Consider the following 12,390-nt stretch of genomic DNA (forward strand, 5'->3'; position numbering starts at 1 on the left):
GAGTGTCGACCTTGCGCTCCGAGCGAACAGTTCGGGAAGCGGGATGGCTCTGTCCGACCTGCGCGTTAGGGTCCATGAATACGAGGGCAGGGGAGTCCCCGCCCCCGGTTACGAAGACGCTGAGACGGTCGAAGCCGTCAGAGACGAGCAGGTGGACACGTGACGAATCTGATGCCTTATGCCGCCGGCGAGCCCTCCATCGGTGGTGGCCTCGGCGACCAGGTCTACAGCCGGCTGCTCGGCGAGCGGATCATCTTCCTCGGCCAGCAGGTCGACGACGACATCGCCAACAAGATCACCGCGCAGATGCTGCTCCTTGCCGCCGATCCGGACAAGGACATCTACCTCTACATCAACAGCCCCGGCGGTTCGGTGACGGCCGGCATGGCGGTCTACGACACCATGCAGTACATCCCGAACGACGTGGTGACGATCGGCATGGGTATGGCCGCGTCGATGGGCCAGTTCCTGCTCACCGGCGGAGCCGCCGGCAAGCGGTTCGCGCTGCCCAACACCGACATCCTCATGCACCAGGGCTCTGCCGGCCTCGGCGGCACCGCCTCGGACATCAAGATCCAGGCCGAGTACCTGCTCCGTACGAAGAAGCGGATGGCGGAGATCACCGCCCAGCACTCCGGTCAGACCGTCGAGACGATCATCCGCGACGGTGACCGCGACCGCTGGTTCACCGCCGAGGAGGCCAAGGACTACGGCCTCATCGACGAGATCATCTCCGCCGCCTCGGGCGTCCCGGGCGGCGGCGGCACCGGCGCCTGAGCGCCTGCCGCACCGAGCCCCCGCCCGCCGAACGCCACCAGGATGGTGAACACCCACATGAGTAACTTCCCCGGCATCCCCGGTCTGTCCGGACACACCGGCGCCTCCGCGAGCGGCCTCTACACGGGCCCCGCGGTGGACAACCGCTATGTCGTCCCCCGCTTCGTCGAGCGCACCTCGCAGGGCGTGCGCGAGTACGACCCGTACGCGAAGCTCTTCGAGGAGCGCGTGATCTTCCTCGGCGTGCAGATCGACGACGCGTCCGCCAACGACGTGATGGCGCAGCTGCTGTGCCTCGAGTCGATGGACCCGGACCGGGACATCTCTATCTACATCAACAGCCCCGGTGGGTCCTTCACCGCGCTGACCGCGATCTACGACACGATGCAGTTCGTGAAGCCGGACATCCAGACGGTGTGCATGGGCCAGGCGGCGTCCGCCGCGGCCGTGCTGCTCGCCGCCGGTACGCCCGGCAAGCGGATGGCCCTGCCGCACGCCCGTGTGCTGATCCACCAGCCGTCCTCGCAGACCGGCCGCGAGCAGCTCTCCGACCTGGAGATCGCGGCCAACGAGATCCTTCGTATGCGTGAGCAGCTGGAGGAGATGCTGGCCAAGCACTCCACCACGCCGATCGAGAAGATCCGCGACGACATCGAGCGCGACAAGATCCTCACGGCCGACGGCGCCCTCGCCTACGGCCTCGTGGACCAGATCGTCTCGACCCGTAAGAGCACGGCCGCAGCGGCCGCCTGACCGATCCGGCGCCCTTGGCGCGGTACACGACAATGTGTGAACCGCGCCAAGGGGGGCCCGTACGGGGGGCTCGGCAAGGTACCGTCGAATATGAGGCACCAGGAGTCGGCTGAACCAAGCCGCTCCCAGGCGAAGGGGAAGCACCTCGTGGCACGCATCGGTGATGGCGGCGACCTGCTCAAGTGCTCGTTCTGCGGAAAGAGCCAGAAGCAGGTGAAGAAGCTCATCGCAGGCCCCGGTGTGTACATCTGCGACGAGTGCATCGACCTCTGCAACGAGATCATCGAGGAGGAGCTCGCAGAGACCTCCGAGGTGCGGTGGGAGGAACTTCCCAAACCGCGCGAGATCTATGAGTTCCTCGAGGGGTACGTCGTCGGGCAGGAGCCCGCGAAGAAGGCCCTCTCGGTCGCGGTGTACAACCACTACAAGCGCGTCCAGGCCGGCGAGAACGGCGGTGCGCAGGGCCGGGACGACGCGATCGAGCTCGCCAAGTCCAACATCCTGCTGCTGGGTCCCACGGGCTCCGGCAAGACGCTGCTCGCCCAGACGCTCGCCCGCATGCTCAACGTCCCGTTCGCCATCGCCGACGCGACCGCGCTGACGGAGGCGGGCTATGTCGGCGAGGACGTGGAGAACATCCTGCTCAAGCTGATCCAGGCGGCCGACTACGACGTCAAGAAGGCCGAGACCGGGATCATCTACATCGACGAGATCGACAAGGTCGCCCGAAAGAGCGAAAACCCGTCGATCACGCGGGACGTCTCCGGCGAGGGCGTCCAGCAGGCCCTGCTCAAGATCCTGGAAGGCACCACGGCCTCCGTACCCCCGCAGGGCGGCCGCAAGCACCCGCACCAGGAGTTCATCCAGATCGACACGACGAACGTGCTCTTCATCGTGGGCGGCGCGTTCGCCGGCCTCGAGAAGATCATCGAGTCGCGCGCGGGAGCGAAGGGCATCGGCTTCGGCGCGACGATCCGCTCCAAGCGCGAGATCGAGGCGAGCGACCAGTTCCAGGAGGTCATGCCGGAGGACCTGGTCAAGTTCGGCATGATCCCCGAGTTCATCGGCCGTCTGCCCGTCATCACCTCGGTCCACAACCTGGACCGCGAGGCGCTGCTGAAGATTCTCGTCGAGCCGCGCAACGCGCTGGTCAAGCAGTACCAGCGCCTCTTCGAACTCGACGGCGTCGAGCTGGACTTCGACCTCCCCGCCCTCGAGGCCATCGCCGACCAGGCGATCCTCCGCGGCACCGGCGCGCGCGGCCTGCGCGCCATCATGGAGGAGGTCCTCCAGTCGGTGATGTACGAGGTTCCGTCCCGCAAGGACGTGGCGCGCGTCGTCATCACGCGTGACGTCGTCCGCAACAACGTCAACCCGACGCTGGTCCCGCGCATCGTCAAGGACGACGGCAACGGCCGTCACGAGAAGAGCGCGTAGCCTTCTTCGCTCCTGAACGCCGAAGGGGCGCCCGGTCGTTGACCGGGCGCCCCTTTCGCGTACGTGGTGCCGCTACTTGGCGACACGCACCTCGTTGCGCACGTCCGAGGCAAGCTTCGCCGCCTCGTCGAGCGTGGTGCCCTTTTCGCCCTGGACCGGCTCGACGATGCCGAGGGTGCTGTAGTCCGACCACAGGCACATGTAGGTCTTCTGGGTCACGCCCGTCTTCTGGTTCTTGCTCTCGGCCTCCTGGCACTTCATCAAAGCGCCGTCCAGGCCGTCGGGGTTCACCTCCTGCGGATCCCCGATCATCTTCGTCTCCGTGTCCTTCGTGTTCTTGTTGAATTCGGCGAAGGCCGCGTCGAGGACCTTCGCCGGGTCCTCGATCTTGCCGTAGAAGCCGATGTAGACCAGGTTCTGCGCCTTGGAGACCTTTTCGATCGCCGTGGGGTCGCTCGGGTCGAGCTTCGTCAGGTCGATCGTCGAATACGTCGAACCGATGGACATGGCATCGGTCACCCCGCTGGCGGCGAGCATCTTCGAGGAGTCCTTGTCGGCCGGCTTCGGCTCGGGTTCGTTCTTGTCGGCGCGCATGTACTTGCCACCGATGATGCTCTTCGGCGCCGTCAGCTTGTGCGGGCCGTCGTCCTCGAGGCCGCCACCGCCGCCGCCGAAGACGAAGTACCCGCCCACACCGAGCGCGGCCACCAGCACCACCGCGCCGATGATGAGCCCGGTCTTCTTGCCGCCACCGCCCTGCGCCGGCGGCGGGGGCGGATAGCCGCCCGGCTGCTGCGCGCCGTACTGGGGCTGCTGGCCGTAGGGGCCGGGCTGGCCGGGCTGCTGCGGGTATCCGTAGGGCTGCTGCGGCGGCACACCCTGCGGGGCCTGCTGCGGGTACCCGTAACCGGGCTGCGGGGCCTGCGGCTGCTGGCCGTAAGGGCCCGGCTGGCCCTGCGGCTGCTGGCCGTAGGGCCCCGGCTGGCCGTACGGTCCGGGCTGCTGCGGCTGCTGCCCGCCGTACGGGCCCGGCTGGTTGTAGCTCATTACGGGTTTTCCCCTCGTGATGTCTGTGTGTTCCGAACATCCTGGCCCAAGCACCGGCCGGATGGGGCGCCGGGGGCACACCGTTACCGAAGAATCGAGTTTCGGAACGGCTCCATGACACCTCTAAACTGGGCCCGTGACCGAGAAGACTCAGCAGCAGACAGCGCCCACTCCCGAACTGCCGACCCAGTACGCGCCGGCCGAGGTCGAGGGAGCGTTGTACGAGCGCTGGGTAGAACGCGGGTACTTCGAGGCGGACGCGAACAGCGACAAGCCGCCGTTCACGGTCGTCATCCCGCCGCCCAACGTCACCGGAAGTCTTCACCTCGGCCACGCCTTCGAGCACACGCTGATCGACGCGCTCACCCGCCGCAAGCGGATGCAGGGTTACGAGACGCTGTGGCAGCCCGGCATGGACCACGCCGGCATCGCCACGCAGAACGTCGTCGAGCGCGAGCTCGCCAAGGAGGGCAAGTCCCGCCACGACCTGGGCCGTGAGGCGTTCATCGAGCGGGTCTGGCAGTGGAAGGGCGAGTCCGGCGGGCAGATCTCCGGCCAGATGCGCCGCCTCGGCGACGGTGTCGCCTGGTCCCGCGAGCGGTTCACGATGGACGAGGGCCTGTCCCAGGCCGTCCAGACCATCTTCAAGAGGCTCTACGACGACGAGCTCATCTACCGTGCCGAGCGCATCATCAACTGGTGCCCGCGCTGTCTGACCGCCATCTCCGACATCGAGGTCGAGTACCAGGACGACGACGGCGAGCTCGTCTCCATGAAGTACGGCGAGGGTGACGACACCATCGTCGTCGCGACGACGCGCGCCGAGACGATGCTCGGTGACACCGCCGTCGCCGTCCACCCCGACGACGAGCGCTACAAGCACCTCATCGGCAAGCAGATCAAGCTGCCGCTGACGGACCGCACGATCCCGGTCGTCGCGGACACGCACGTCGACCCCGAGTTCGGCACCGGCGCCGTCAAGGTGACGCCCGCCCATGACCCGAACGACTTCGAGATCGGGCAGCGGCACAATCTGCCCTCCATCGCGGTCATGGACGAACGGGCTGTCATCACCGCTCACGGTCCCTTCGAGGGTCTCGACCGCCTCGAGGCACGGTCGGCGATCGTCGGCGCCCTGCGCGCCGAAGGCCGGATCGTCGCCGAGAAGCGCCCGTACGTCCACTCCGTCGGCCACTGCTCGCGCTGCAAGACCACCATCGAGCCGCGGCTGTCCATGCAGTGGTGGGTCAAGGTCGGCCCGCTGGCCAAGGCGGCCGGCGACGCCGTCCGCGACGGCCGGGTCAAGATCCACCCGCAGGAGATGGAGAAGCGCTACTTCGACTGGGTCGACAACCTGCACGACTGGTGCATCTCGCGCCAGTTGTGGTGGGGCCACCGCATCCCCGTCTGGTACGGCCCGAACGGCGAGATCGTCTGTGTCGGCCCCGACGAGGAGCCGCCGAGCGGCGACGGCTGGACCCAGGAGACCGACGTCCTCGACACGTGGTTCTCCTCGGGTCTGTGGCCCTTCTCGACGCTGGGGTGGCCGGAGGAGACCGAGAGCCTCGCGAAGTTCTATCCGAACTCCGTCCTGGTCACGGGCTACGACATCCTCTTCTTCTGGGTCGCCCGGATGATGATGTTCGGTCTCTACGCCATGGACGGCACACCGCCGTTCCACACCATCGCCCTCCACGGCATGGTCCGGGACCAGTTCGGCAAGAAGATGTCCAAGTCCTTCGGCAACGCGGTCAACCCGCTGGACTGGATGGACAAGTACGGCTCCGACGCGCTGCGCTTCACGCTCGCCCGCGGCGCCAACCCGGGTGTCGACGTCCCCATCGGCGAGGACTGGGTCCAGGGTTCGCGGAACTTCGCCAACAAGATCTGGAACGCCACCCGCTTCGCGCTGATGAACGGCGCCACCGTCGAAGGCCCGCTGCCGGCGCCCGAGGAGATGTCCTCCACGGACCGTTGGATCCTGTCGCGGCTGAACAAGACCGTCGCCGAGGTGGACGCGTACTACGAGGACTACCAGTTCGCGAAGCTGTCGGAGACCCTCTTCCACTTCGCCTGGGACGAGGTCTTCGACTGGTACGTCGAGCTGTCCAAGACGACGTTCTTCGCGGGCGGCGAGCCGGCCAGGGTCTCGGCGCGCGTCCTGGGCGAGGTCCTCGACGTCATGCTGCGGCTGCTCCACCCGGTGGTCCCGTTCGTCACCGAGACGCTGTGGACCGCGCTGACCGGCAAGGAGTCGCTCGTCATCGCCGAGTGGCCGGCCGACAGCGCCTTCCGCGACGAGGCCGCGGAGCGGGAGATCGAGCTCGTCCAGCGGGTCGTCACCGAGGTCCGCCGGTTCCGCAGCGACCAGGGGCTGCAGCCCGGCCAGAAGGTCCCGGCCAGGCTCACCCTCGACGGCACGGCGCTCGCCCCGCACGAGGCCGCGATCCGTCAGTTGCTGCGCCTCCAGCCGGAGGGCGAGGGCTTCCACGCCACCGCGTCGCTGCCCGTCGCGGGTGCCACCGTCGCGCTCGACCTGTCGGGCACGATCGACGTCGAGGCGGAGCGCAAGCGTCTGACGAAGGACCTGGGCGCGGCGGAGAAGGAGGTCGCCCAGGCGACCGCCAAGCTCGGCAACGAGGCGTTCCTCGCCAAGGCACCGGACAACGTGGTCGACAAGATCCGTACCCGGCTCGCCAAGGCCGAGGAGGACATCGCGCGGATCAACACCCAGCTCGCCAATCTGCCGGCGAGCTGAGCCGCCGGACGCGGACACGGCCGAGGCCCCGGGGACGCCCCCCGGGGCCTCGGCCGTATCCGTCGGCGCCCGTCCGTAGACTGGACCCGTGAGTGAGCAGCCCGACGCCTTCGACGAGTCCGACGCCTTCGACGAGATCGTCGACGCAGAGACCGACCGCGACCCCGACCTGGCGGTGATCGAGGCCGGCAGCCGCACCCTGCGCGCGCAGGCCGGATCGCCGCAGGCCGACCAGGTGCCGTCCCGCCCGGCGGATCCGGAGGTGGACAAGGCGCTGCGCGAGGTCGAGGCGGATCTCGCGACGCGCTGGGGCGAGACCAAGCTGGAGCCCTCCGTCGCCCGCATCGCGGCGCTGATGGACGTGCTGAGCGAGCCGCAGCGGGCCTACCCCTCCGTCCACATCACGGGGACGAACGGCAAGACGTCCACGGCCCGGATGATCGAGGCCCTGTTCTCCGCCTTCGACCTGCGCACCGGCCGGTACACCTCGCCGCACGTGCAGTCGATCACCGAGCGGATCAGCCTGGACGGCGCCCCCATCGACGCCGAGCGCTTCATCGAGACGTACAACGACATCAAGCCCTACGTCGAGATGGTCGACGCGCGCCAGGAGTACCGGCTCTCGTTCTTCGAGGTGCTCACCGGCATGGCGTACGCGGCCTTCGCCGACGCCCCCGTGGACGTGGCCGTCGTCGAGGTCGGTATGGGCGGCAGCTGGGACGCGACGAACGTGATCGACGGCTCGGTCGCCGTGGTCACGCCCATCGACCTGGACCACACGGACCGGCTCGGCACCACACCCGCCGAGATCGCCGTCGAGAAGGCCGGGATCATCAAGCAGGGCGCGACCGTGATCCTGGCGCAGCAGCCGGTGGACGCCGCGCAGGTGATGCTGAAGCGGGCCGTCGAGGCCGACGCGACCGTCGCCCGCGAGGGCATGGAGTTCGGCGTCGTCTCGCGCGAGGTCGCGGTCGGCGGGCAGTTGCTGACCCTGCGCGGCCTGGGCGGCGAGTACGAGCAGATCTTCCTCCCGCTCTACGGCGCGCACCAGGCGCACAACGCGGCGGTGGCGCTCGCGGCGGTCGAGGCGTTCTTCGGCGTCGGCGCGGGTGACGCCCGCACGCTGGACGCCGACACGATCCGCAAGGCGTTCGCCACCGTGGCCTCGCCCGGCCGGCTGGAGGTCGTGCGCCGCAGCCCCACCGTCGTGCTGGACGCCGCGCACAACCCGGCGGGCGCGCGGGCGGCGGCGGCCGCCGTCACCGAGTCGTTCGGCTTCTCCCGGCTGATCGGTGTCGTGGGCGCGAGCGACGACAAGGACGTCAGGGGCTTCCTGGAGGCCTTCGAGCCGATCTTCCACGAGATCGTCGTGACGCAGAACTCCAGTCACCGTGCGATGAACGCGGACGCGCTGGCCGGTGTCGCCGTGGAGGTCTTCGGTGACGACCGGGTGGTCGTCGAGCCGCGGCTCGACGACGCGCTGGAGGCGGCGATCACGCTCGCCGAGGAGGAGTCGGAGTTCGCCGGCGCCGGTGTGCTGGTGACCGGTTCCGTGATCACGGTCGGCGAGGCCCGGCTGCTGCTGGGGAGGGGCTGACATCCCGTGCGTACGCTCTGTGCATCGACCCTGATCGGCGAGTTCTTCGTGATCGGCTTCGCCGGTCTCGTGGCCATGAAGTCGGACGACGTCTCGATGGCGGCGGTCTGGACGGTCTGCGGCGTGGCGATGCTGCTGTCGCTGCTGCTGTGCGGCATGATCACCCGCCCCGGCGGGACCCAACTCGGCTGGGCGCTGCAGATCGCGCTGATCGCCAGTGGCTTCGTCGTCCCGGCGATGTTCTTCCTCGGTGTCCTCTTCGGCGGCCTGTGGTGGGCCTCCATCCACTACGGCCGCAAGATCGACGAGGCGAAGGCCCGGTGGGCCGCGCAGTCGGCCGAGGCTGACGCCGGGTAGCCGGCCGAGGGCGCACCGGGGGTGCGGGGCGGGTGCCGCCCCCGGCGTCACACCCGGTAATCTCGGCCCGACCGCACACATCCTGGCCTGCAAGGAGCCGCACACCATGACTCAGCGCACCCTCGTCCTTCTCAAGCCGGACGCCGTCCGTCGCGGACTCGTGGGCGAGGTCATCGGCCGCATCGAACGCAAGGCCGACTGGAAGATCACCGCGCTGGAGTTGCGCACGCTCGACCGGGCCACCCTGGAGCAGCACTACGCCGAGCACGTCGGCCGGCCGTTCTACGAGCCGCTGGTGGAATTCATGCTGTCCGGCCCGGTGGTCGTCATGGCCGTCGAGGGTGAGCGCGTGATCGACGGCGTACGCCAACTGGCGGGTCCGACCGACCCGATCGCGGCCGCTCCTGGGTCCATTCGGGGTGACTTCGGCACGATCGTCCGGGAAAATCTGATCCACGCCTCGGACTCCGAGGAGTCCGCCGTTCGGGAACTGAAGCTGTTCTTCCAGGAAGGCTGAGGCCTGCCCCTTTCCAGGGCTTTCCTGACAGGACGTCAGCCATACAGCGCTCTTGTCCTGGGGCGACCGATGGAATTTCGGTCGCCCTTCGGCATACGCAAGGGTATTGCGGGAACGCATCGCCCCGACGCATCGTCACCATAAACAAGAGGTGGACCACCGCGCGGTGCCGGTACAGGCGGCACTACGATGTAAGCCTCCACGCCACAGCACCCACCTCGCCATCCTGAAAAGCCATCAACGCTCGATTTGGGAAGGCCAGACGCATCCTCATGGGGAACAACATGTCGTTCATCGGCCGTGACATGGCTGTCGACCTCGGGACCGCCAACACGCTGGTGTACGTCAGAGGCCGGGGGATCGTTCTCAACGAGCCGTCCGTCGTCGCCATCAACACCAACACGGGCGGCATTCTCGCGGTCGGCGCCGAAGCGAAGAAGATGATCGGCCGGACACCGGGCAATATCGTTGCCGTCCGGCCACTGAAGGACGGCGTCATCGCCGACTTCGAGATCACCGAGCGGATGCTCCGCTACTTCATCCTCAAGATCCACAAGCGCCGTTATCTCGCCCGGCCCCGCGTCGTCGTCTGTGTGCCTTCCGGTATCACGGGTGTCGAGCGCCGCGCGGTCATCGAGGCGTCGACCCAGGCGGGCGCCCGACAGGTGCACATCATCGAGGAGCCCATGGCCGCGGCCATCGGCTCCGGCCTCCCGGTCCACGAGGCCACCGGCAACATGGTGGTCGACATCGGCGGTGGCACCACGGAGGTCGCCGTGATCTCGCTGGGAGGAATCGTCACGGCACAGTCCATCCGTGTCGCCGGCGACGAACTGGACAACGCGATCATCCAGCACATCAAGAAGGAGTACTCCCTCCTCCTCGGTGAGCGGACCGCGGAGAGCATCAAGATCACCATCGGTTCGGCGTACGAGATGGAGAAGGAGGAGCACACCGAGATCCGCGGCCGCGACCTGGTCTCCGGTCTGCCCAAGACCGTCGTCATCTCCGCCGCCGAGGTCCGCAAGGCCATCGAGGAACCGGTCAACGCGATCGTCGACGCCGTGAAGACCACGCTCGACAAGTGCCCGCCCGAGCTCTCCGGTGACGTCATGGACCGCGGCATCGTCCTCACCGGCGGCGGCGCCCTGCTGCGCGGTCTCGACGAGCGGCTCCGCCGGGAGACGGGCATGCCGATCCACATCGCGGAGAACCCCCTGGACTCGGTGGCGCTCGGATCCGGCAAGTGCGTCGAGGAGTTCGAGGCGCTCCAGCAGGTGCTGGACGCCCAGCCGCGTCGTTAGACGGTCGGACAATACGCCGTACGGGGGCTGTGAGGCCCCCACATGGGGTCCTCCCCGCCCCCGAGGCGGGGGAAGGATCGTTGCTCTACCGACACTTCCATTCCTACGAGGAAGGCACGGCCGCCGCACGTGAGGGACACAAAGGAGAGCCGGCTGCTCCTGGCATTGCTGATCGCCATCGCGTTCGCCCTGATCACGGTGGACATCCGCGGCGGTGAGGACTCACCGGTCGACGGTGCACGGCAGGCCGCGGCGTCGGTCTTCGGGCCCGTGGAGAACGGCGTCGCGGCCGCCGTCGACCCCATCGGCAACGCGATCGGAGCGGTCCGGGACTCCGGTGACCGCCACGACCGCATCAAGCAGCTCCAGTTGGAGAACGCCGAGCTGAAGCAGCGGCTCGGCAGCGACGAGCGCAACAACAGCCGGCTCCGCCAGCTCGACGGCATGATCAGAACGGCCGCCGCCGGCCAGTACGGCATCAAGGGCGCCGAGGTCATCGCCATAGGAGCGGCCCAGGGCTTCTCCTGGACCGTGACCATCGACATCGGCTCCGAGGACGGCATCACGCGCGACATGACCGTCATCAACAGTGACGGACTCGTCGGCCGCGTCACGACCGTCGGCCCGCGTACCTCGACCGTGCTGCTCGCCAGCGACCCGGACTTCACCGTCGGCACCCGGATGGAGAAGACCGACGAGCTCGGCTTCGCCACCGGCCAGGGCGACCGGCCCCTGCTGGTCCAGCTCCTCAACGGCAAGTCCAAGGTGAAGAAGGGCGACCGGCTGGTCACCTTCGGCTCCCAGGGCAGCAAGCCCTTCGTGCCCGGCGTGCCGGTCGGCGAGGTCATCCGGGTGGACCCCGCCCGGGGCGACCTCACCCGCAACGTCTACGTGCGTCCCTACGCCGGCTTCAGCAGGCTCGACATCGTCGGCGTCGTCGTCCAGGCGCCGCGGACCGATCCCCGCGACACCGTGCTGCCCCCGAAGCCCGCGGGCCCCAGGCCGACGCCGACCGTCACGGTCACCGTCACTCCCGGCGCGACCCCGCCGGAGGGCGAGGCGCCGGTCCAGGACGACGGCCAGGTACAGGGCGGCGGGCCGGATCCCGGTGCCTCCGGCGACGCCACAGGCCAGAACGACGACCAGTAGGAGCTGATCCGTCATGCGTGTCAACCGGATGCTGCTCTCCACGACGCTGGTCGTGGTCGCCCTCGTCATCCAGGTCTCCGTCCTCTCGCGGCTCCAGCTGCCCGGCGCGGTGCCCGACCTCGTCCTGCTCGTCGTCCTCGGACTCGCCATGGTCTACGGCCACATGGCCGGAGCGTTCATCGGCTTCGGCGCCGGGCTGCTCGCGGACCTCGCCCCGCCAGCCGACCACGCGGCCGGCCGCTACGCACTCGTCCTGTGCGTCATCGGCTACCTCGCCGGTCTGGTCCGTCCGGAGAACGGCAAGCCACTGCGGTCCGCCAGCGGGCCCATGGCCGTCGTCGTCGCGGCAGCGATCGGTTCGACGCTGCTGTACGCCCTGGTCGGCGCCCTCGTCGGCGACACCGCCGCCCGCCATGTCGGCCTGGGCAGTCTGCTGTTCACCGCCGCGGTGTACGACCTCCTCCTCGCGCCGTTCACCGTGCCGCTGATCATGTGGCTCGCCAGACGCAGCGAGAACGATCCGCTCGCCGAGAGCCAGAACGCCGGCGGCGCGGACGTGGCCGCGGGCTGGCTCGCCTCCGGCACCGGACTGCGCATCGGCGACCAGCGCGGCGGACTGCGGCTCAGGGCGGCGAAGACCCGGGCCGCACGGGCCGGACGCATCAAGGGAGTCAAGCGACTGTGATCGAGGGGG

At 68.6% G+C, this 12,390-nt stretch carries 11 protein-coding genes; 10 read left to right on the top strand and 1 reads right to left on the bottom strand.

Features of this window, described 5'->3' with window-relative positions; all coding sequences use genetic code 11:
- Window positions 1-171 precede the first annotated feature (171 nt).
- From GLX30_RS23435 to clpX, 3 genes are all read left to right on the top strand, one after another.
- Window positions 172-777 (top strand): ATP-dependent Clp protease proteolytic subunit, encoded by a 606-nt coding sequence (locus tag GLX30_RS23435; protein ID WP_159695205.1) that lies wholly within the window; start codon window positions 172-174, stop codon window positions 775-777.
- Between the two features lie 42 nt (window positions 778-819).
- Entirely contained in the window at window positions 820-1,530 is a 711-nt protein-coding gene (locus GLX30_RS23440; RefSeq protein ID WP_159692045.1) for an ATP-dependent Clp protease proteolytic subunit, read from the top strand.
- A gap of 147 nt (window positions 1,531-1,677) precedes the next feature.
- On the top strand, window positions 1,678-2,967 hold the full coding sequence (gene clpX / locus GLX30_RS23445; RefSeq protein ID WP_005317626.1) for an ATP-dependent Clp protease ATP-binding subunit ClpX: 1,290 nt from the start codon (window positions 1,678-1,680) through the stop codon (window positions 2,965-2,967).
- Window positions 2,968-3,039: 72 nt separating this feature from the next.
- Here the strand turns inward: clpX and GLX30_RS23450 are convergent, their stop codons facing one another.
- Window positions 3,040-4,014 carry a hypothetical protein gene (locus tag GLX30_RS23450; RefSeq protein WP_159692047.1) on the bottom strand — a complete coding sequence of 325 codons (975 nt, stop codon included), beginning with the start codon at window positions 4,012-4,014 and terminating at the stop codon, window positions 3,040-3,042.
- A gap of 136 nt (window positions 4,015-4,150) precedes the next feature.
- On the opposite strand from GLX30_RS23450, the gene GLX30_RS23455 reads away from it, so the two are divergent.
- The 7 genes from GLX30_RS23455 to mreD all read left to right on the top strand — a co-directional run bounded on the left by GLX30_RS23455 (window position 4,151) and on the right by mreD (window position 12,381).
- Entirely contained in the window at window positions 4,151-6,772 is a 2,622-nt protein-coding gene (locus GLX30_RS23455; protein WP_159692049.1) for a valine--tRNA ligase, read from the top strand.
- An 88-nt stretch (window positions 6,773-6,860) separates the two neighbouring features.
- The gene (locus GLX30_RS23460) at window positions 6,861-8,369 is read left to right on the top strand and encodes a folylpolyglutamate synthase/dihydrofolate synthase family protein (RefSeq protein WP_159692051.1); all 1,509 of its coding nucleotides are present in this window, start codon (window positions 6,861-6,863) and stop codon (window positions 8,367-8,369) included.
- Between the two features lie 6 nt (window positions 8,370-8,375).
- A complete protein-coding gene (locus tag GLX30_RS23465; RefSeq protein WP_159692053.1) occupies window positions 8,376-8,726 on the top strand; it encodes a DUF4233 domain-containing protein in 351 nt (116 codons plus the stop codon).
- Between the two features lie 106 nt (window positions 8,727-8,832).
- A complete protein-coding gene (ndk, locus tag GLX30_RS23470) occupies window positions 8,833-9,243 on the top strand; it encodes a nucleoside-diphosphate kinase (protein ID WP_005317637.1) in 411 nt (136 codons plus the stop codon).
- 284 nt (window positions 9,244-9,527) lie between these two features.
- Window positions 9,528-10,547: a rod shape-determining protein gene (locus tag GLX30_RS23475; protein WP_159695206.1), complete on the top strand. Its 1,020-nt coding sequence runs from the start codon at window positions 9,528-9,530 to the stop codon at window positions 10,545-10,547.
- Between the two features lie 129 nt (window positions 10,548-10,676).
- Window positions 10,677-11,696, top strand: a complete 1,020-nt coding sequence (mreC, locus tag GLX30_RS23480) for a rod shape-determining protein MreC (RefSeq protein ID WP_159692055.1) — start codon at window positions 10,677-10,679, stop codon at window positions 11,694-11,696.
- 13 nt (window positions 11,697-11,709) lie between these two features.
- A complete protein-coding gene (gene mreD, locus GLX30_RS23485) occupies window positions 11,710-12,381 on the top strand; it encodes a rod shape-determining protein MreD (RefSeq protein WP_159692057.1) in 672 nt (223 codons plus the stop codon).
- Window positions 12,382-12,390: the final 9 nt, after the last annotated feature.

This window comes from Streptomyces sp. Tu 2975, from assembly GCF_009832925.1.
In the GTDB taxonomy this organism is placed as follows: Bacteria; Actinomycetota; Actinomycetes; order Streptomycetales; family Streptomycetaceae; genus Streptomyces.

Coding starts and splice junctions, on each gene's coding strand:
- GLX30_RS23475 (WP_159695206.1), top strand. CDS start 9,528: ATGTCGTTCATCGGCCGTGACATGGCTGTCGACCTCGGGACCGCCAAC.
- GLX30_RS23435 (WP_159695205.1), top strand. CDS start 172: ATGCCTTATGCCGCCGGCGAGCCCTCCATCGGTGGTGGCCTCGGCGAC.
- GLX30_RS23450 (WP_159692047.1), bottom strand. CDS start 4,014: ATGAGCTACAACCAGCCGGGCCCGTACGGCGGGCAGCAGCCGCAGCAG.
- ndk (WP_005317637.1), top strand. CDS start 8,833: ATGACTCAGCGCACCCTCGTCCTTCTCAAGCCGGACGCCGTCCGTCGC.
- GLX30_RS23440 (WP_159692045.1), top strand. CDS start 820: ATGGTGAACACCCACATGAGTAACTTCCCCGGCATCCCCGGTCTGTCC.
- mreD (WP_159692057.1), top strand. CDS start 11,710: ATGCGTGTCAACCGGATGCTGCTCTCCACGACGCTGGTCGTGGTCGCC.